This window comes from Gordonia sp. L191 (assembly GCF_030077625.1).
GTDB lineage: Bacteria > Actinomycetota > Actinomycetes > Mycobacteriales > Mycobacteriaceae > Gordonia > Gordonia polyisoprenivorans_A.
The window spans coordinates 5167621-5188584 of the sequence record NZ_CP125996.1 but is presented as its reverse complement, the minus strand read 5'-3'; the positions used below and the strand labels follow the sequence as shown (position 1 = coordinate 5188584).

15 protein-coding genes are annotated in these 20964 nt (G+C 66.0%); 5 read left to right on the top strand and 10 right to left on the bottom strand.

Annotated elements, in window-relative coordinates; translation table 11 throughout:
* Positions 1–56: 56 nt before the first annotated feature.
* Both QNM97_RS23315 and QNM97_RS23310 read right to left on the bottom strand, forming a co-directional pair.
* Positions 57–917: an ABC transporter permease gene (locus QNM97_RS23315; RefSeq protein WP_208793478.1), complete on the bottom strand. Its 861-nt coding sequence runs from the start codon at positions 915–917 to the stop codon at positions 57–59.
* A complete protein-coding gene (locus tag QNM97_RS23310; protein WP_283820533.1) occupies positions 914–2146 on the bottom strand; it encodes a quaternary amine ABC transporter ATP-binding protein in 1233 nt (410 codons plus the stop codon). Before QNM97_RS23310 ends, QNM97_RS23315 begins: the two co-directional genes overlap by 4 nt.
* Positions 2147–2440: 294 nt before the next feature.
* Between QNM97_RS23310 and QNM97_RS23305 the strand changes: the two genes are divergently transcribed.
* On the top strand, positions 2441–2917 hold the full coding sequence (locus QNM97_RS23305; protein WP_244332535.1) for a hypothetical protein: 477 nt from the start codon (positions 2441–2443) through the stop codon (positions 2915–2917).
* 204 nt (positions 2918–3121) lie between these two features.
* Positions 3122–3421 (top strand): hypothetical protein, encoded by a 300-nt coding sequence (locus tag QNM97_RS23300; protein WP_283820532.1) that lies wholly within the window; start codon positions 3122–3124, stop codon positions 3419–3421.
* Between the two features lie 14 nt (positions 3422–3435).
* Here the strand turns inward: QNM97_RS23300 and QNM97_RS23295 are convergent, their stop codons facing one another.
* The 3 genes from QNM97_RS23295 to QNM97_RS23285 all read right to left on the bottom strand — a co-directional run bounded on the left by QNM97_RS23295 (position 3436) and on the right by QNM97_RS23285 (position 6817).
* Positions 3436–4947 (bottom strand): MFS transporter, encoded by a 1512-nt coding sequence (locus QNM97_RS23295; RefSeq protein ID WP_283820531.1) that lies wholly within the window; start codon positions 4945–4947, stop codon positions 3436–3438.
* A gap of 289 nt (positions 4948–5236) precedes the next feature.
* Entirely contained in the window at positions 5237–5476 is a 240-nt protein-coding gene (locus tag QNM97_RS23290; protein WP_283820530.1) for a hypothetical protein, read from the bottom strand.
* 192 nt (positions 5477–5668) lie between these two features.
* Positions 5669–6817, bottom strand: coding sequence for a hypothetical protein (locus tag QNM97_RS23285; RefSeq protein WP_283820529.1), 1149 nt, complete (start codon positions 6815–6817; stop codon positions 5669–5671).
* Positions 6818–6998: 181 nt separating this feature from the next.
* Between QNM97_RS23285 and QNM97_RS23280 the strand changes: the two genes are divergently transcribed.
* Positions 6999–7793 carry an alpha/beta fold hydrolase gene (locus QNM97_RS23280; RefSeq protein WP_283820528.1) on the top strand — a complete coding sequence of 265 codons (795 nt, stop codon included), beginning with the start codon at positions 6999–7001 and terminating at the stop codon, positions 7791–7793.
* Between the two features lie 249 nt (positions 7794–8042).
* Here the strand turns inward: QNM97_RS23280 and QNM97_RS23275 are convergent, their stop codons facing one another.
* The 5 genes from QNM97_RS23275 to QNM97_RS23255 form a co-directional block, all read right to left on the bottom strand.
* The gene (locus QNM97_RS23275) at positions 8043–9464 is read right to left on the bottom strand and encodes a carotenoid oxygenase family protein (protein WP_283820527.1); all 1422 of its coding nucleotides are present in this window, start codon (positions 9462–9464) and stop codon (positions 8043–8045) included.
* A 12-nt stretch (positions 9465–9476) separates the two neighbouring features.
* On the bottom strand, positions 9477–10091 hold the full coding sequence (locus tag QNM97_RS23270; protein ID WP_283820526.1) for a hypothetical protein: 615 nt from the start codon (positions 10089–10091) through the stop codon (positions 9477–9479).
* Between the two features lie 148 nt (positions 10092–10239).
* A complete protein-coding gene (locus QNM97_RS23265) occupies positions 10240–12999 on the bottom strand; it encodes a helix-turn-helix transcriptional regulator (protein WP_283820525.1) in 2760 nt (919 codons plus the stop codon).
* A gap of 99 nt (positions 13000–13098) precedes the next feature.
* Positions 13099–14772 (bottom strand): ATP-binding protein, encoded by a 1674-nt coding sequence (locus tag QNM97_RS23260; protein ID WP_283820524.1) that lies wholly within the window; start codon positions 14770–14772, stop codon positions 13099–13101.
* 181 nt (positions 14773–14953) lie between these two features.
* Positions 14954–16573 (bottom strand): long-chain fatty acid--CoA ligase, encoded by a 1620-nt coding sequence (locus QNM97_RS23255; RefSeq protein WP_283820523.1) that lies wholly within the window; start codon positions 16571–16573, stop codon positions 14954–14956.
* Between the two features lie 161 nt (positions 16574–16734).
* On the opposite strand from QNM97_RS23255, the gene QNM97_RS23250 reads away from it, so the two are divergent.
* Together QNM97_RS23250 and QNM97_RS23245 are read left to right on the top strand one after the other, a co-directional pair.
* On the top strand, positions 16735–20106 hold the full coding sequence (locus QNM97_RS23250) for a DEAD/DEAH box helicase (protein WP_283820522.1): 3372 nt from the start codon (positions 16735–16737) through the stop codon (positions 20104–20106).
* 58 nt (positions 20107–20164) lie between these two features.
* Positions 20165–20911, top strand: coding sequence for a FadR/GntR family transcriptional regulator (locus QNM97_RS23245; RefSeq protein WP_283823301.1), 747 nt, complete (start codon positions 20165–20167; stop codon positions 20909–20911).
* The last annotated feature ends 53 nt before the right edge of the window (positions 20912–20964 follow it).

Here is a 20964-nt window from a genome sequence, read left to right as displayed (position 1 = left end):
CATCTCTACCTACCCTCTTTCCCTACTTCACTTCACTACTTCACGGTCTCGGGTGTTCAGAGTTGTGCGACGCGGCCGCGGTTGCCGATCGCCGAACTCAGCCGGTCGAGGTAGACGGCGATGATCACCACGGCCAGACCGGCTTCGGAACCGAGCGAGAGGTTGAGCGTCTGCAACGCCTCGTTGACCTGGCCGCCGAGCCCGCCGGCTCCGGCGAATCCGGCGATGACGACCATCGACAGCGCCAGCATGATGACCTGATTGATACCCGCCATGATCGTGGGCATGGCCAAGGGGATCTGTATCTGGCCGAGGATGCGAGCCGGGCTGGAGCCGAAAGCCTGTCCGGCCTCGACCACTTCGGGATCAACCTGACGGATCGCCAACTCGGTCAAGCGGATACCCGGGGGCATGGCGAAGATCAGAGTCGACACCACACCGGGAGTGGGGCCGATGCCGAAGACGATGATCACCGGGACCAGATAGACCAGCCCGGGCAGCGTCTGCATCAGGTCGAGAACGGGGCGCACGATCGAGGACACCACCCGGCTGCGGGCGGCGAGGATACCGATGGGCAGTGCGATGATCAGCGCGATGATCACCGAGACCAGAACCAGCGCAATGGTGTTCATCGCGTTGACCCACTGGTCGAAGGCGCGGATGAAGTAGAAGCCGATCACCGCGAAGATCGCGAGCTTCCACCCCTGCCGCCACCCGGCGGCCAGCAACGCCAGCACCGCGAAGATCACGATCATCACGTAGTACGGCGGACTCGACAGCACCGTGTTGAACGCATCGTAGAGACCGGTGATGACCGTCTTGATGGCGTCGAACAGCCAACCGGCATGGTCGGTCAGCCAATTGAAGGCCGACTCGATGGCGTCGCCGACGTGGATGCGCGGGTTGACGAAGCTCATGCGTTGTTCTCCTCACGCGGGGCGAGCGCGGCCAGCAGACCGGTCCGCGGAATCACACCGCGCAGCCGGCCGTCGTCGTCGGTCACCACCAGCGGCGCTGCGGATCGTGCTGACGGGGCGAACAATTCCGCGATCGGCGTCGAGACGTCGACCCGGACCAGCGAGTCGGTGCGCACGAGTGGTCGCAGATCCGGCGGGTCGTCGGGCATGGTGGCGATGTCGTCGTCGGTGAGGTAACCCAGCAGTCGGCCGTCGTCGGTGACCAGCGCGCGATCGGTCTGGTGGTGACGCATCGCGAGGATCGCCTCCCGCGGTCCGGCGGTGACGGGCAGTACCACCGGCGCGGGTTGCAGCACCGACGCTGCGGTCAGCACGCGGGTGCGGTCGACCTCGGCGGTGAACTTGGCGACGTAGTCGTTGGCGGGCTCGGTGAGAATCTGTTCGGCCGAACCGATCTGGACGATGCGGCCGGACCGCATGACGGCGATCCTGTCGCCGACGTACATCGCCTCGTTGAGATCATGGGTGATGAACACGATCGTCTTGCCCAGGGACGCCTGCAATTCGACGAGTTGATCCTGCATCTCCCGGCGGATCAGCGGGTCGAGCGCCGAAAAGGCCTCGTCCATCAACAGGATCGGCGTCTCGGCGGCCAGTGCGCGAGCCAATCCGACGCGCTGTTGCATACCGCCGGACAACTGGCGGGGATAGCGGTCGCCCCACCCGCGTAGGCCGACTGTCTCGAGCCAGTGGTCGGCGCGCTCAAGCCGTTCGGTCTTGGCAATTCCCTTTTCCCGCAATGCGTAAGCGGCGTTGTCTCGCACGGTGCGGTGCGGCAGAAGCGCAAAGTGCTGGAACACCATGGAGATCGAGTCGCGGCGGATCTGCCGCAGGTGCTTGTCGTTCACCGCGGCGAGGTCGACGTCGCCGATGAACACCGAACCGGCCGAAGGTTTCCACAGTCCGTTGAGGGTGCGGATCAACGTCGACTTGCCCGATCCGGACAGACCCATCACGACGAAGATCTCACCGGGCGCGACATCGAAGGTGGCGTCGATGACCGCGGCGGTACCGAGGTCCTTCACGTCGTCGGCGTCAGCGCCCCCGCGCAGGCGGGTGACGGCCTCGTCGGGTCGGCGTCCGAACACCTTGTAGACATGCTCGGCGCGTAGCGCGGGCCCGGCTGCGGACGCGGTGGCCGCGCTGTCGGTCTCGGGCGAGATGGTCACATCTCCTCCTTCCAGCAGGCACCCAGGCGTTGCGCATAACGCAACAAACTGTGCTCACGGCAATTGCGGCACCTTTTAGTCACCCTAAACAGAAGCTGTGTGATGCATGGGCGGTACTCGGAAATGAGCGACCCACCACCGCCGTGCCGGATTTGTCGGAGATCAAGGAAATGCTAGTGAGTTCTATCGTCCGAACACACGAATTCGGGCACGTGCCAGGCCGATCAGCCGGCTGCAGGGTTGCTGCGCTGTTACGCTCCGGGCCTGCGCCGCAGGAACTTTCAAGGAGACACGATGCGATTTGCCCGGGCGATGCTCACTCTTGGTTGTGCGGCACTGCTCACCGCGACGGCGGCGTGCACGTCGGTGAACGGATCGCCGTCCGGGGAGCAGTCGTCTGCCGTTGACCCGACTGCGTCATCGAGTACGGCGCCACTGGTGGTCAACGCGACGCTCGGCCAGGTGTGGAGCCCCTATCAAAAGGGATACGGCGAGGTCCGGCCGTCGGAGATCTTCAACGGTGGTGATCCCACCGGGATCGTCAACAACGTGGTGTGGTCGTCATGGGGCGGCCCGCAGGCCACCGGAACCGGCTCGGCCCTGTACGGAGGCTCCGGTGAGATCGTTGCCGAGCAACATGCCGAACAAGCAACCGTCGTCGCCTTCGACCTCGGCACCTGCGACGGTGCCCAGCGGTATCGGGCCATCGAATGGTTCTTCCCGCAGCACGGCGAACACTTCGACCCGAGCCGATCCATCAAGATCTGCTAGGGCGACTACGTCGACCCGACTTCGCCCGACACCGGCTCATCGACAGCCGCCATCAGCAACGGCCGCATCGGGTTCCGGTGCCTGGTCCGGAAATCAGCTGACGCCCACGTCATCGGGGGTGGTCAAGGTCGGCATGTCGGTACAAGCAGCCGTCGCAGCAACGGGATTGACGTTCCCAAGGGTGACGGAGCACGCGGTCCTGCGGTGCGCGGGCAGAACGAGTTCTACGTCGACGGCCATCCCGTCCGGTGCGTGGTGGCCACCGGTACCAGCGCCACCGGTCCCGCGGTCACCACCGAGAAGGGTGTCGGACTCGGCGACCCGCAAAGTGCCGTGACCGCCGCCTACCCTGACGCTCAACCGATTCCGCAGAACGGTCCCTTCGCCCGGCCGGGTTACTTCGCCACAGTCCCTGGTGGACAACTCTCGTTTACCATCAGCAATGGCGTCGTCAGCCGGATCGCCGGCGGAGCGGACGTGACCTCGCCGAACTGCTCGGTCTGAGAGCAGCGCCCGCATCAGGCACTCAGCGACGCCGCCGATTCTCGGGCCGCAACATAGGTGCGTTCGGCCTCGTCCGGTGAATCCACCTGTGGTGGAGAGCCGTTCAGCGGTTGCCGGGCGGATTCGCGGAGGAACACGACGGCAACCAGACCGACGATCCCGCTACCGATCAGATAAAAGCCGGGCATCAGGTGATTGCCGGTGGCGCTCACCAGCGCCGAGGTGACCAGCGGGGTGGTACCGCCGAATGCCGAGACCGCGATGTTGAATCCGATCGACAGCGCTCCGTAGCGTACCGAGGTCGGGAACAGGGCGGGCAGCGTCGAGGCGGTCGGCGCGGCGAAGCATGCCAGGATGACGCCGAACACCACGCATGCGACGATCGGCGCCCAGATGGTGTCCATTCCGAACAGGATGAAACACGGTACGGCGACCACGATTTGCAGGATCGCGCCGATCGCGAAGATGGGTCGGCGGCCGATGTGGTCGCTCAGCCGACCGAGGAAGACGATCAGGGCGACCACCACCAGCATCGACAGCAAGACCAGGAGGTCGGAGCTGAGCTGGCCGCGACCGACGACGTCGGTGAAATAGGTTGGTAGATAAGCGGTGATCATGTAGTTGGTGACGTTGTAGAGAATGACCAGGCCGATACACACCAGCAGCGGTCGCCAGAAGCGAACGAAGATGGTGCCGATCTCGCGGCCGGCGCTCTCGGTCTGTTTGACCTTGGCGTCGTGCTCGTCGAGCTGTCTCTGAAATGCCGGTGTGTCTTCCAACCGCATCCGCAGGTAGAGGCCGATCAGTCCCATCGGACCCGCGATGAAGAACGGAATGCGCCACCCCCACGACGTCATTGTGTCGTCGCCGAGCGCGGCATTGAGCACGGTCACCATCAGGGAGCCGAGCGAGTAACCGATGAATGTGCCGAAATCGAGCCAGCTGCCCAGGAATCCGCGTCGGCGATCGGGGGAGTATTCGGCGATGAAGGTGGTGGCCCCACCGTATTCACCGCCGGTCGAGAACCCCTGGATCATGCGCGCCACAAGTAGGAGGATGGGCGCCCAGATTCCGATGGCGCCGTAGGACGGGATGCAGCCGACCGCGAAGGTGCCGGCGGCCATCATGATCATCGTGACGGCGAGCACCTTCTGCCTGCCGACCCGATCACCGAGCGGGCCGAAGAAGAATCCGCCGAGCGGACGCACGAGGAACGCTGCGGCGAAGGTCGCGAAGGTTGCCAACAGCTGCGCGCTCGACGACGCATCCGGATAGAAGACCTTGCCGAGAGTGGCGGCGAGATAGCCGTACACACCGAAGTCGAACCACTCCATCATGTTTCCCAGCGCCGCCGCCCCGATCGCTCGCTTGAGCATCGGCTGGTCGACAACAGTGATCGACTCCTGTGTCAGCGGAGGCTTGCGGCGGATGAGCGCGGCCAACGAATGCAGGTGACGCTCGACGACGTGGGCGTGCGCCCAGTGCAGAGGCGACGGCCTGTGGCCGGCAGGTGCAGGATCAGGCATTTTCTTAGCCTAGGTAATCATCCCCGCTTTCCGCGAATCCGCAAGCGTTATGGGCGAATTGGGCAATATACGCGCTAAGTCCGACCCTTGCTGGGGATCGACGGCCTGTGGTTGTCCTCACCCGCTGGTTGAGCGCCCGCTCGTCGGCGTCGTCCCGCTGTCGCTGGTGTCCCCACCCGCTGGTCGAGGTGCCGAGGAGCGCCAGCGACGAGCCTCGAGACCCCTTGTGCCGAAGCTGGTTTCGTACCGCGTCCATCCCTACCGGGAGTCGGACGCATCCCGCATGTCGTCAAGTGGTGACATCCTCATCGGGAGGATGCTGCTCGATTGTCGTTGTCCACGCAGCACTGTCGGTGCGTGCTGGTGGATCGTAGGCGGGAACCCCGCCGTAGGTGTAGCCCAGTACGGCACTGTTGTAACCCCCGAGGGTGCGCTGCCGTTGTCGGCGCCGAAGATGTCTGGCAAACAGCGCGAGGAGGGCGGCGGGTAGCACGAGCGATCCGGCTCCGATGAATATCCCCAGCCACATCGATTCAGCATAAAGACCTCCTGGTGCGTTATCGATACTTCATGGCCAGTTCAGAGGCAAAGCCACGACCACTCGCCTGCTTTCAGTCATTCGCAAAGTAGCCAGCGCTCGCGACCTGGGCTTTTGCCGCAGAGCTGCTCGCAAAATGACTGAAAACAGGCGAGGCCGGGCTCGGCTGCAGCCGAATCCTCGCTAACCGACGTCCGCCGACTCCGGATCGTCGACAAGCCGGCGCAACCCCATTGACTGGAACGCGACCACGTAGATCAGTGTCCACAGCACCAGCCAGTCGACGAATCCCAATGCGTTGCCGGACAATCCGGAGGCGACGCCGGGTTCGTGGAGGACATGGCCTGCGGCAAACCGGTAATAGAGCAGGAAGGTGCCGACGGCCAGGACAAGGGTCAGCACCGCACGGACCCCGGGTGCGAATCGGTTGCCGAAGCCGTTCGCCCAGAAGATCATCCAGAACGCCCAGCACACGCCGATCTGTGCGGGAAACTGATGGATGGTGTTGCCCAGTTCGGCCGAGGCCTGGGAGCCGACGAGCAGTTTGGCCAACGGGAGCATCACGAAGTAGATCGCCGTCCCCAGCACGGCGTTGCCGATCGTCGCGGCAAGCGCCGTTTTTCCGCCGCCGCCGAACAGCTTCCACGGCCAGTTGTCGAGTGTCTGACCGGTCAGGATCACCGACACCACAATCGAATAGAACCATCCGAGCACGGTGTCGAGCGACATCATCGGATTGGTCACTGACGACGATACGGCCGGCAGTCCGATGACGATGTAGAGCGCCAGCGTGGGGATGGCCACGAATGCGATCTCGCACAGTCCGATCAACGGTTGCTTCATCCCCAGCGCGGTCCATGGCCAGTGCTGCCAGTTGAGCACCACCATCACCCACGTCCCGAACCCGAACAACACGAAGAGGGCGCCCGAGAAGTAGCCCATGCCGCCGGCGCGGGAACCCGCGAAGTCCCCGAACAGCGCACCCAGTCCGCTACCGAGCAGCCAGGTCACGGCGACGGCGAAGACCGCCGTCGAGACGAGGACGGCGATGCCGCGCAGGGGCTGGCTGAGCCGGTCGAATCCCACGAACTCGGAGTTGAAGCCGATGAAGACGATGAACAGAATCGCCCAGAACAATGCGGCGTTGAACGGCAACGGATAGAAGTGCCACGGGCTCGACGTCGGATCGGCGAGCAGATACCAGCTGAGCGCCGAGACCACGACGACGACGACGAGGTTCGACACCCCGAACAGAAGCCATCGGCGGGAGTCGGGCGGTGGCGCCGGATTCTGCTGGTCGGCGGGCGGTTCGACACCGGTGGTCATCGTCATGGCACTGCGCTCCTCGAGGTCTGCGTTGGGCAGTCCGCAACACTATGAGCTGCATCACAAGGTGGTGACAGGGTTGCGGAGCGTTGCACGACCTCCAGGTGCGGGCAACCCCCTGCAACGCTTGCCCCTGCGCGTAAGCCGACGACAGCGCCACGACAGCCACCTGCGCAACCCTGTCTGTATGACAATGCTGACCGCGATCGCCGACGACGGACACGTCCTGTCCGCGCACGTCCACGGAGCCGGTCCCACGATCCTCGTCGTGTCACCCGGCGGTGGGGACGCGACCTCGTGGAGCGCCGTTGCCGAGCACCTCGCCGACGCGCATCGGGTGGTGATCATGAACCGGCGGATCTACGAGCCAGACGCAGTGATCACGCTGCCGCACACGATGAGCCGAGAGGTGAGCGACATCGCGGCGGTCACGCGGGCCAGTGGTGCACCGGTCGTCGGGGTGGGGCACTCGTCAGGAGCGACGGCATTGCTGTGTGCGGCTGCCGAGCATCTGAACCTGTTCTCCGAGTTGGTGCTCTACGAGCCGCCGGTCCCGACCACGAGTCTGATCGGTGGCGTCGCGGAGAGTGCTGCGCGGGCCGCCTTCGATGCCGGTGACGCCGCACAGGCCATGCGGATCCATCTGCGTGACATCGTCGGCATGCCCGACCACCTGGTGACGCATCTGTTGGGCAACCCCACCACGGCCGAGTACATGACCCGCCACGCAGCCGGGCAACTCGCCGACACCGAGGCCATCGACGGCCTCGGCGTCGGGGTCGACCTCTATCGCACGGTCGGGCTGCCGGTGACCTTCATCGAAGGCGAGGACAGCCCACCACACCTGCGCCGACGACTGGCAGAACTCGGCGATGTGCTACCCGATGTTGTTGCACACCACATACTCTCGGGACAGGGACATGCTGCGAATGTGACCGGACCGGCGTACCTGGCCGAGGTTGTCACGGCGAGTCTGCACTGACCGGCCGCCGCGCAGCGGGGGGAGCAGCCATCGACGCCACGAGGGCCGACGCGCCGCAGATCACCAGGGAGCCGCCAGTCGCCCGCCCAGCCATGCGCCCATCGGTGGTGACGCCGCGCGGGCCAACGCCATCGGCACGGTAATGGCGGCCCACTCGACGCTCGTCGTCCCGATCCTGCAGAAACGCGGGCTGTTTCACCGTCGTTATCCCGCACGCACACTCCGCGAGCGCTTCGGGTTGCCGTTCCCTCAGTCCCCGGCCACCCACGCCCCATGCAGCCCCGCGGGCACGCGGATCGGCAGGTCGACCGTTGCGATCGGTCCCTCGGCCGGCCGGTCGGCGTCGAGGAGATAGAACCTCGAGCGCATCGAGTCGGGATCGGTCCCGATCGCACCCCAGTAGTCGTGGCCCTCGCCCGGGATGAAGATCGGCTCACCGATGGCATCACCAGGGGTCCAACAGGTTTCGGTGTCGGCGGCCAGATCGTGGAACCAGAGGCTGTCGCGAACGTCGCTGTCGTGGGGTCCGTGCCCGACCGTGGTGATCCGGCGATGGTCTTCGGTGAGCAGCCTGTCGTCGACGCGCGGGAACTCGATGTTGTGTGCGTGGTCGCTCAGGACGGTGCGGACGATCCCGCGGTTCGGGTCGATCACCGCGCGGGTCAGCGTCGACGACGCCGGGCGCTTCACGTCGGCGAAGCCACCCGGGTAGGTCCACTCGACGTAGTCGACGGTGACGGTGCCGTCGGCGTTGTCAGAGGCGTTCGCGTTGTCAAAGGCGTTCGCGAAGTGCCACACCCAGAACGGATCGGTCTGTACCCACCGGATCGGGCCGCCGTCGCGGGGGATCAGTGCGATCCGGGTGCCGTCGTCGGGACGCCACGACAGCAGTGACCCACCGGTGAGCATCGCCTCGATGTCGAAGACGAGCGGGCACACGAACAGCACCACATACCGTGAGGTGAGTGCCATATCGTGGATCATCACCGGTTCGGTCAGTCCGTCGACGGGAGTGGGTGTGCGCGTGACCGTTCCGTCGGCGGCGATCACCGACCAGGTGAGGTACGGCGCGTCGAGGGCGTAGTTGAACAGGACCAGCTCGCCGGTCGTCGGATCGAGCTTCGGGTGGGCGGTACTGCCCACGGTCATCGCGCCCGCGCAGTCGGTCGGGCCGAGCGTCGAGAGATCGGCCGGATCGAGCAGAAAGGGGCGGTCGGATTCGGCCATCGCCATCAGACGTCCCGAGTGCGAGACGATGTTGATGTCGGGCAATTGGCGGAAGGTGCCCGCGAGCTCCGGTCCGACTTCGTCGGCGCCCGGCGCGTAGCCATCGGTGATTCCCGACCAGAGTGCGTGTCCGGCAGCCTCTTCGGCGACAACCATCGGCGTGCGGACGAATCTGTTGGTGTAACGCACCGCGCCGTCGGCGATGCTGATGCGGTGCACCATCGCGTCGCCGTCGAGCGGGTAGACGTAGGAGCCGATCGGGTCGAAGCGCGGGTTGGGACCGTTGCGAAGATAGCTGCCGCGCAGGTCGTTGGGCAGGTCACCGTGGATCGTGAGGTCGGCGACGTCGACCTCCTCGCGTTGCGGGGCGAACACCCCGGTGAGGTGGCTGTGGTGAGCGAGGTCGACCGGGGCCGGCCGGGTGGAGGGCGAGGTGAGACTCATGGCGGGCGCCTTTCAGGCCTGATGCGAGGAGGTGGTGGTGGCCGTGGCGGGGACCTGGGCTCCGGCGATGCGCTGGGTCTGCTTGACGGCCAGGACGATCAGCACGATCGGGATCACCCAGTTGAGGATGACGTTGCCCGGAGCGGTGCCGGATGCGGCGTTGTCGGCGAGAACTCCGGCGACGACGTGGGAGCAGCCCATGAGGAACACCGCGGCCGCCCACAGCAGGCTGATCCGACGGTTCTTCTCACGGAAGATCGGTGAATGCCACAATGCCGGGTCGACGCTCTCGCGGGCGTACTGCTCGGTGAAGGGAATGGTGAATGCCGAGATCAGCATGATCGCCGCCAGCACGAACGTCAGTCCGCCGCGCGCGAAGTTGGCGAGCGTGTCGTTGAGTTGATCGCCGGCGAAGAGCCCGACCACGGCAAGGATGCCGAAGACGGCGATGGCGGTGACGTCGAGGATCTTCCAGCTGCGGCCGCGGAAGGCGCCCCACGCGGCCATCGCGAAGGCAATCGCGCACGCGACGCCTGCGGCGAGGGCGACGTTGTCGCCGGTGTTCTGGGCGACGAGCGAGAAGACGAACCAGGGGGCGAGCCCCAGGATCATGAGGAGTGCGTTCATGGCGTGTGTCCTTGTCGGAGTGGTCGGCCGGTGGTGTGCCGTTCTGTCGTCCACTCTCGTCCGTGCCGGTGACGCAGACATCTGCGTCATCACGGAGATTTCTCTGCCAACCACGGGGCTGTTCCGGCCAACCGAGACCCGGGTCGGGTCAGTCGCGATGCCGACCGGCGACGTAAGCGGCCAGCTCGACGCGGGTTTTCAGCCCCAATTTCGCCAGTGCGTGCGACACATGGGTTTGGACGGTGCGCGGAGAGATGAACAGTTGATCGGCGACGTCGGCGCCGGAGGCTCCCGTCGCCACGAGGTCGGCGACAGTGCGTTCGGTGGGCGTCAGACTGTCCCAGCCGTGGGTGGGCCGGTCGCGGACCGTGTTCGGGTCCATGCGCACACCCATCGGCCGCAGGCGGGAGACGATCCGGGATGACGCGGTGACCGCGCCCATGCCCTGGGTGAGCATCAGCGCGGTCCGCGCATACTCGCGTGCGGCTTCGGTATCGCCCAGAGCCGCTGCGGCACAAGCAGTTTCTTCCCAGGCGGAGGCCTCGACCAACTGATCACCCGCGGTGTGCAGGACCTCCGCCGATTCGCGGCCCACCTCGACCACCGCGCGCAGATCGCCGCGCCCGAGCGACGCATCGCAGCGGGCGCCGGCCAACGCCGCGATGGCCGCGAGGTAGGGCAGCTCGGTGGCTCCGGACGCGGCGAGGCCGTCGGCCACCGCCTCGACGAGGGCCAGGTCCTGGGCTCGGGTGCCGATCCGCGCGAAATCGACGGAGAACATCGTGGCGTGGGTGAACAGCCGTCGCTGCATCAGCGAGGTCCAGTTGGCGGTGGCCGCCGCGGCGGCGGGGCGCAGTTTGCGCCGGGATTCCAGCAGCAGGGTCTGCACGCGCTCGTGCACCTTGATGCCGAACTGGTCGGGCGCGTCGCCGGATGCCCAGGCGTCGAGTCGTGTGGCTGCTGCGGCGAGGTCACCGCGCAGGACGTCGATCATCGTGCGCCCGCCGTCGGCCAGCGACGTCCACCCCATGTCGGCACCGGCGGCGAGCTCCAGCCCGGCATCCCACGTGGCGGCCGCGTCGTCGAGGTGGCCGAATCCGAGTTCTATTCCAGCCCTGGTGAATTCGTGATATGCGGTCATCCAGTCGGTGCCACGGCTGGTCCGTAGTCGGGTCATGCCGGTGAGGAGATCGGCGGCCGCGGCCGGGCCGCGTGCGTAGAGCTCGATCAGCGGCGGCCAGATGTCGGCCGAGGTGGGGTGCGGTCCACGGCCGGCCGGGTCGGTGGTCTCGCGGGCCGAGGCCTGCAAGGTCAGCTGCAGCCCGGCGTCGAGATGTCCCAGGAGGAACAGACGCAGCCCTTCGGTGGTCAAACCGGGTGCCGAGCGTCGGCTCAGGTCGGTGGAGACGTCGATGAACGGAGTCGTCGGGACCGGCGAGAGCCCCTCGAGGAGCCCGACATGTCGTCGGAGGTCACCGAGGCGTTCGGCGACGGCGTCGTCGATCGGCAGGGCCAGGGTCTCGTCGACGAGCGCCCGGGCTTGGTGGGTCTCGCCGCGCGCGACGAGCGCGAACAGCTGGACGCCGCGCAGGCCGGCGAATTCCTCGGGGTCGGTGGTGTGCGCGAGCCCCTCGGTGGCGGTGGTGGCCGCGCGAGTGAGCTGGCCGGTGCGCGCGAGGGCGACCGAGAGCGGCAGGTGCACGCCCGTTGCGGTGTCGCCCTGCCGGGCGAGGGGATCGAGGAGGTCGACGACCACTGCGGGTGAGTGGGTGAGGTCGTCTCGGGCCCGGCGGACCGCGTCGGTGATGGCGTTCGGGTCGGTCCCGGACGCGAGTCGGTGATGGGTTTCGCGCTGGTGATCGCCGCGGGTCTGCGGCAGGTCGGCGATGGCGTCGTGCAGGATCGTGCGGAATGCCGGCGCGAGCTGCTGGTAGGTGACGTCGGCGTACAGGTCGTGGGTGAACGACAGGGTTCCGCCGTCGTCGGCGGTGAGGATGCCGGCGTCGGTGGCCGACTGGGCGGCACCGATCAGAGAGGCCGGCGCCGCGTTGTCGATGGCGGCGAGGTCGATGAGGGTCGCCGGTCCACCCCACACCGCGAGCTTCTGCGTCAGATCGCGAGCCCGCGAATCCAGCAGTGCCAGATGCTCGGCGACGGCATCGCGGTCGCCCGTCGACACGCGGGCACTGGCCCCGGCGCCCAGGGTGGCGCGGCCGTCGGTGATGATCAGGTCGCCCGACTGGTCGAGGGTGCGCAGCAGCGAGATCGCGTGCATCGGATTGCCATGGGCGGCGGCGAGCGCGCCGAGCAGGGCGCGGTCCGGCTCGGCGCCGATGACCTCGCAGCACACTGCGGCGATCTCTTTGCCCGACATCGGCGGTAGTGACCATTCGCGCGCCGTCGGGCGAGCGGCCAAGCGGGTCAACAGTTCTCGCTCGGGCAGCGGTCGGCGACCGAACACCACCACCAGCGGCAGATCACGCGCCGCCGCCGACAACCGCGTGAGCAGGGTGAGGGACTCCGCATCGGCATGATGCGCGTCGTCGAGGAACAGCGCCAGTGGCCCGTCGGCGCACATCGCGTCGACGTGGTCGTAGAGGGTGTCGCCGTAACCGTCGGGAATGGCCGCCAGCAGGTCGGCGCCGACGAGTGCGGCAGCCACCGCAAACGGCTGCCGCCACGACAACTCGTGGGCCGAGGTCGACGTCGTCCGCACATCGACCTCGGACCGCAACTGCGCCAGCGTGTGCGACTTACCGGCACCCGGGCCGGCGGTGAGGATCAGCGTCGTCGGCGCCGGGGCCTTTGTGGCGCCCCGAGAGGTGCCGGTCGGCGCGAGTGCCGTGGACAGGGCCGCGCGAAGATCGTCGATCAGCTCGCGACGGCCCTGCTTGTGCACTCGCGCCATGGGGTTCAGGGTAGACGGACGGCTATCGTCGTGACGGCGCGCGAAGGGGCGAGGCGGTGAGTATTCGATCGAGCGGGGCAACGCTTTTCGGGAGGCATCTCAGATACGGTATGCGCGCCGCCTGCTCGATGGCGGCGCTGTGGCGCTGACTCTGCCGTCGTTGACCAGCGCGCGAAGCGCAGGCCTGAGGGTGTTGACCGGTATCGCCAGTCTGTCGGCCAATTCATGCACGGTGAGCGTGCTTCCGTCAGATAGTTCATCGATTACGCGACGCTGAGTGGGGTTGAGCTGGGGATCGGCAGAACGAATTGCAGCTAGTTGAAACTCCCCCTGCTTGTGCTCGACGATACCTTCGGCCACAAGATCGTCCAGCGTCTGTTGGGCGACGGATGTATCGATCGCCAGCTGTCGTCTGAGGTCGTCAACGGTCACGCTGCCCAGATGATGGATCAGAGCCAACGCGTTGTCGCCCGTGTTCGTGCGGCGTCCACCGATGGAATCGAGCCAATCCCGTGTCTCGGGATTGAGCAGTCCAAATCTGTCCAGCACCGTGACAAACGATGCTGGAGTGCTGTGGAAACGTGGTGCCGGCAAGCCATTCTGAGTCATCTCGCCGAGCATGCGAGGAATCCCGGACCCAGCGTTCTCTCCAACCGTCTCGTCGCGATTGGTGAATGGCACCTCGGTGAGTAGTCGTGCGAGAACCTGATTGCGTGAGCGTGATTCGCCGTCGAAAATCGAATCGATTCCTCGCCCACCCCATAGTCCGCCGGGACTGTGCACCTCGAGGCGGTCCGGGTACAACTCCACACGTACTTGGTCGCCGCGTGCCATCTCGCTGTAGTCACGGTGGGTCACTGCATTGGTGATCGCTTCTCGTATCGCATCGATTGGAATCTCTGGAAGATCACTTGCTCCAGCGCCTTTGGACACTCGTCGAACGCGTAGGTTGCGCGTAACAGCGGTGACTGCGTCGTCGATCATGTCAGGTATCGATCCCTCGAGTACCGCGCGATCGACCATACGCTCGTCTCCGAGAACAACGTCTTTCTGAGCCCCGGGGTATGACGCGAAGCTGATCATGAGCTGGGGAAAGAACTGTTGTGGAAAGCTGCCAAGCGCCAGCACTCCTCCGAGGGTGGGGCAGCCGCTATCGCGGTCGATTACCCCGATGCGTTCGAGTACTTGTCTTTCGGAGTCCGCTCCATCCAACGCGCGCGGGCGGTTTGACCTCAGACGAGACACCGTCCGTCTGATGAGGTCGGCGTCGAGATCGTCGATCCGAGCTTTGATTACCGGCTCGCGATCGTCGTTGCTCGGGATGGTCAGTACTGACAACTGAAACACCGAGTACGTGTCGAGACGATGATCGCCATCACCGACGCGCATGTAGGTACCGCGCTCTTTGCCTTGCGCGGTGATGAAGCAGGGCTTCTCCGCGGCCGGCAATTCGTCCACCTCGACAACCACGACCGGCGAACCGTCGATCTCCATCTGCTCGACCGTCATTACAGGGGAGGGAGAAAGAGGGCCCGAAGGCTCGTTCCCGCCCCTCGGTCGCGCTACATCCGCGATCTGGTTCATGACCTTGCGGGCGTCAAAACCTGTTGCGGGTTCGAAGCCCGTGGCCTCGTCGAGGCCGAGAACAACGACGCCCCCACGGGTGTTGCTGAACGCACTCAAGGTCGGCCAAAGGCTCTTTCCGACTCCTGCTGCAGTCGATTTGACCTCGATTGATGACGTGTCGGTCCCAGGTAGACGGACGGTGGTCACCAGCTCTCGCAGCTCGGTTGGCCGCATGCCTGCCCCTGTCGGAGAGTGTCACTGATCCTCTCACTTATATCACTGAGCATGTCAGTGATATAAGTGACGCGCTCAGTGTATATCACTGAGTATGTCAGTGAGGAATAGCGCGCGCGGAGCTCACGTCAACCACACAAGGGGACCCCCACCCTCAGAGCTGCGTCACCGACAGCCCGCCGTCGTGGTACTGCGAGCGCAGGCGCTTCTTGTCGAACTTGCCGACACTGGTCTTCGGGACCTCGTTGATGACGGTCCAGTTCTCCGGCAGCTGCCACTTGGCGACCTTGTGGGACAAGAACTCTCGCAGCGAGTCCGGCGTCGCATCCGAGCCCTCGCGCAGCACCACGGCCACCAGCGGCCGCTCGTCCCACTTGGGGTCGGGCACGCCGATGACGGCGGCTTCGATGACGTCGGGATGCCCCATGACGGCGTTCTCCAGATCCACCGACGAGATCCACTCGCCGCCGGACTTGATGATGTCCTTGGTGCGGTCGGTCAGCGTGAGGTAGCCGTCGGGGGTGATGGTGCCGACGTCGCCGGTGCGCAGCCAGCCGTCGTCGAACTTCTCGGGGGCGTCGACGCCGTAGTAGGCGCCGGTGATCCACGGTCCGCGGACCTCAAGTTCTCCAACGCTCTCACCATCATTCGGCAATACCTTGCCGTCGTCGACGATGCGCGCCTGCACCGACGCCGGGAACCGGCCCTGCGTGTAGCGGTAGCGCCAGCGCTCCTCACCCTCGGTGCCGGCCGGCGGACGCGCGACCGAACCCAGCGGTGAGGTCTCGGTCATGCCCCAGGCGTGCAACACCTGGATGTCGTGTTGCTCCTGGAAGATGTGCATCAGCGACGGCGGCACCGCCGACCCGCCGATGAGGACGTCGTGCATGCACGAGATGTCCTGCGGATGCTGCTCGAGATACTGGTGCAGGCCCTGCCAGATGGTCGGGACGGCCGCGGCGAACGTCGGCTGCTCGGCGGCGATCAAAGCGGCCAGCGGCTCGGGCTGCAAGAACCGGTCGGGCATGATCAGCGACGCGCCGATCATGAACGCCGCGTAGGGAAGTCCCCACGACATGGCGTGGAACTGCGGGACCACGGCCAGCGCACGATCGCCCTGCTTGAGCGCCGGGCCCTCGGTCATGCACACCTGCATCGAATGCAGATAGATCGAACGATGGGAGTAGGCAACACCTTTCGGGTCGCCGGTGGTGCCGGAGGTGTAACACATCGCGGCCGCGTCACGCTCGTCGACCTCGGGCCAGTCGAAGGTGCCCGGCTGATCGGCGATCAACGCCTCGTATGAGTGGACCGTCATGCCCTCGGGTGCCTCGACGCCGGAGGTGTCCTCGCCGGTGACGATGATGTGCTTGACGGTGCTCAGCTCGGGCAGCTGCGGGTTGAGCAGCGGCAGCAGCGTCGGGTCGACGATGATGACGTGATCCTCGCCGTGGTTGGCGACGAACACCAGTTGCTCGGGGAACAGCCGGATGTTGAGGGTGTGCAGCACCGCGCCCATCGCCGGCACCGCCAGGTAGGCCTCGAGGTGCTCGGCGTTGTTCCACATGAAGGTGCCCACCCGCTGATCGCCGGTGACGCCGAGTCCGCGCAGCGCGTTGGCGAGTGCGGCGCTGCGGCGCCCCACCTCGGCGTAGCTGCGGCGGCGCGATTCGGTTCCCATCCACGTGATGACCTCGGCGGTGCCGTGGACGGTGCTGCCGTGGCGCAGGATCTGCGCGATCGACAACGGGACGTCTTGCATGGTGCTGCGCATCAGTTCTCCTGATCGGTGGTGCCTGATTTACGAGGATGACATTGCACCCTGCGACCATGGGCGAGATTACGCCGATCACATCCGTGACCAGCATGCACACCAGCCACAGCCCCCCGCGTCGTGCCCCGAGAATGTCGGAGCCCCTCGATACTCTCGGGCGCATGGCACCACTGCAGCCACTGGATATGGACGAGAGCTACCTCCGCGCGGAGTTCGACGGACCGACCGTCTCCCGCGGGGTGGCCTATGCGAACGAGGGGCGGATCTCCGGTCTCGCCTGGACGGCGGACGGTCGGCATCTGGTGGGGCAGTGTGATGGCTCGCGCGGCATGGTCTATGACGTCGAGGCCAGCTTCTCGAGAGTCGGCGGCGAGTTCGACCTCACCGACGCCTGGTGCACGTGCCCTGTCGGTGTCGACTGCAAACACCTCGTCGCGTTGCTGTTGACCGCGAGTGCGGCCGCACAGTCGCGGCGCGCCACCACCTCGATCGCCCCTTGGCGACTGCTCCTCGACGGACTCGTCCGCGACGAGGCGACAACCACTGTCGGGACCGCACCCCTGGGCATCCTGATCGAGATGCCCGGCGGCGGACCGAAGAAGATGACCGGGCCCACCCTGCGCCTGGTGACGCCGGGAAAGACCGGCTCGTGGGTTCGTACCGGGGTGTCGTGGAATTCGATCGAGCCGGAGGTTCGGTCGGTGTGGGGATCGTCCGGACAGGACCGCGCGGTCGAGGATTTCGTGCCCGAGCACCTCCGCCGGGTACGGGCCATCGGCCGTGCGATGCGGATCGGTGACCGATACGCCCGTGACCAGGTCTTTCGGCTCGAGGACGCACCTGCCGACATCTGGGACCTGCTCGCAGCCGCGGTCGACGCCGGGGTGGTCCTGGTGCCGCACGCCAAGACCACCCGCACCTCCGAGGTCCAGCTGGTCAAGGAGTCGTCGGCGCAGCTGGTGGTGACGCGCGATGACGACGGACTCGTGGTCTCGCCGAACCTCGTGATCGACGGCCACATCTGGGACGGATCCCCTGCCGGGCTCCTCGGCGACCCCGAGCCACACGGGATCTTCGCGCGATCCGACAAGACGTTGCTCATGGGTCCGTTCACCCCGCCGGCGTCTATCGAGGCGCTCAAGAACTTGTTCGCGAACCGTTCGGCGCGCGTTCCCGAAGCCGACATCGACGAGTTCGCCACCGAGATGCTTCCGCGGCTGGCCGAGTCGATGGCGGTCGAGGTGGTCGAGGATGCGCTGGTCGACGCCGAGGTCAGCGGCCCACAACTGCAGCTCACCGTCCGCTCCGACGACGAGGGCTCCGAGGTGACCTGGGAGGTCGCCTACGACGTCAACGGACGCCAACGGGTCTTTCCCGTCGACCACCCGTCGCGGCTTCGTGATCTCGACGCGGAGCAGCAGGCGTGGGCGAGCATCAGGCCACTCCTGATGCACGCAGCGACGCTGTGCGGCGACTGGCGGAGGCAAGCCGTCCGCCACCGCATCGCGTCGTCGAATCACGCGACGGACCTGAACCGCGCGACGGACCTGAACCGACTGCTCGTCACGCCGGCCAAGTCGCTGATCGAGGCCGCCGACATCCCGGCGCTCACCCGGCCGCTGCGATTCGCGCCGCTGGAGGCCGCGATGCTGCACGTCGAGGTGCTGCCGCAACTCCGGGAGCTCGGGGTGGAGGTGATCTTCGAGGGTGAGGTGCTCGATTACCGGGAGGCGGACTCACCACCGCAGATCTCGTTCGGCGGGAAGGACTTCGGCAATTCCGACTGGTTCGGGCTGACCATCACCATCGACATCGGTGGCAACAAGGTCGCCCTCGCCGACATCGTGCGGGAACTGTCCGGCAAGGCCACCCACATGCTGCTACCCAACGGCATCTACTTCGCGTTGGACAACCCGGAACTGAAGCGGCTGGCCGAACTCATCGACGAGGCCCGTGCGCTCGGCGAACTCGAGAACGGCAAGGTACGGCAACGCTCCCACAACGCCACCCTGTGGGACGAGCTGATGGCACTCGGCGTCGTCGACAAGGAACTCGCCGCGTGGGAGGCGCGGATGAAACGCCTCGCCGCAGCGCAACCGCCCGTACCGTGCGCGCTACCAGAGGGCTTCACCGCCGAACTCCGCGACTATCAGGCCGAAGGGCTGAACTGGCTGAATTTCTTGTGGGAGAACAGGATCGGGGGCATCCTCGCCGACGACATGGGGTTGGGCAAGACGGTGCAGACCCTCGCGATGATCGCGTCGGCGCTGCACGACGAACCGGACGGACGTTTCCTGGTGGTCGCACCCACCAGCGTCATCTCCAACTGGGCCGCCGAGGCCGCGCGCTTCACCCCCGACCTCGAGGTTCTCACCGTCACCGCGACCAGCGCCCGCGTCGGGGTCCCGCTCGCCGAGCGGATCGCCGGCAAGCAGATCGTCATCACCTCGTATGCGTTGATGCGCATCGGGTTCGAGGAGTTCGACGAGGCCGACTGGACCGGCGTCATCTTCGACGAGGCCCAGTTCGTCAAGAACCACAACTCCAAGGGCCACCAGTGTGCTCGACGGTTGCGGGCCGATTTCAAACTCGCCATCACCGGTACCCCGATGGAAAACAACCTGATGGAGTTGTGGTCGTTGCTGTCGCTGACCGCGCCCGGGTTGTTCTCCTCACCGAAGACGTTCACCGAGTATTTCCGCAAGCCCATCGAATCCGGGGTGGAGCCCGAGCGGCTGGCGTTGCTGCGACGCCGGATTCGGCCCGTCATGCTGCGCCGCACCAAGGAGCAGGTCGCCGCGGATCTGCCCGCCAAGCAGGAGCAGGTTCTCTCCATCGATCTGAACACCAAGCACGACAAGATCTATCAGACCCGCCTGACCCGTGAACGGCAGAAGGTGCTCGGGCTGCTCGGCGACTTCGACGAGAACCGCTTCGCGATCTTCCGGTCGCTGACCATGCTGCGGCAGCTGAGTTTGCACGCCGGGCTCGTCGAGGATCAGCATGCCGGGATCGCGTCGGCGAAGATCGACTACCTGGCCGAACAACTTCCGGACCTGATCGCAGAAGGCCACTCCGCGTTGGTGTTCAGCCAGTTCACCGGATTCCTGCGGCTCATCGAGGAGCGGCTGGTCGATATGGGTCTCGACGTCAGCTACCTCGACGGGTCGATGTCGGCGACCCAGCGCGCCAAGGAGATCAAGCGCTTCACCAGCGGTACGACGCAGGTGTTCCTGATCAGTCTCAAGGCCGGTGGCTTCGGGCTGAACCTCACCGAGGCCGACTACTGCTTCGTCTGCGACCCGTGGTGGAACCCGGCAACCGAAGCCCAAGCAGTCGACCGCGCCCACCGCATCGGACAGACCCGCCCGGTCAACGTCTACCGCCTGGTGTCGGCGGGCACGATCGAGGAGAAAGTCGTTGCGCTACAAGATCGCAAGCGCGAACTGTTCACCGCAGTGGTCGACGACGGCGACCTGTTCGGGTCGGCGATCGGCGCCGACGACATCCGGGAGTTGATCGGGGGGAAGTAGCGCGGTGGCCGATCCTGCACCAAGTGGTCGGACCGATTACGCTGTCGACGTGTCGGAGATGATGCCGGAGTCGCCGGGAAGTGGCCGCAAGTACATGCAGGTCGTGAACCAGGTGTTGACGGCCATCAGCGCGGGACGTCTGAGTCCCGGTGACCGGCTCCCCAATGAGCGGGATCTGGCCGTGGAGTGCGGGACGTCGCGACCGACGGTACGAGATGCGCTCCTGGCGTTGGAACTGTTCGGCGTCGTGGAGATCCGGCGTGGCTCGGGGTGCTACGTCACCGAACAAGGACACCGGATGCACAACCCTGCCCTGGGGCTGCTCGACGCCTCGCCGAACGAGCTCCTGGAGGCGCGGCTGCACCTCGAGCCAACGATGGCCCGGATGTGCGCGGGTCGTCTCAATCTCGACGAGATCCGCCGGCTCACCGCGCTCATCGACGCCTCGGACACCGCACAGACCCAGCAGGTGCTGCGTAGTGGTTTCGGCAACTACTTCCAGCTCAGTCAAGCGTTCCACTCCGAACTCGCCGGGTACTGCGGCAATTCGGTCATCGCCGGAGTGACCCGCCAGCTCGTGGACGTGGCGTCGCACCCGATGTGGGCGCTGCTGAACGGATCGAGCACGACGACCAACCAGCCCGACGTACAAGCCGACGAACACCGGGCGATTCTCGAGGCCATCGCCCTCGGTGATGCCGACGGTGCCGCCGAGGCGATGGAACTCCACCTGCGCAGGATCGGTGGCGATCTCTTCGGTGCCGACGAATCGCCAATAGCCCGGGCACCTCGTCGACGCGGGTGAGCCGGGGGAGCCGGGGCCGGTGATAGCGCAGCGGTAGCTCTCTTGCCGACGTA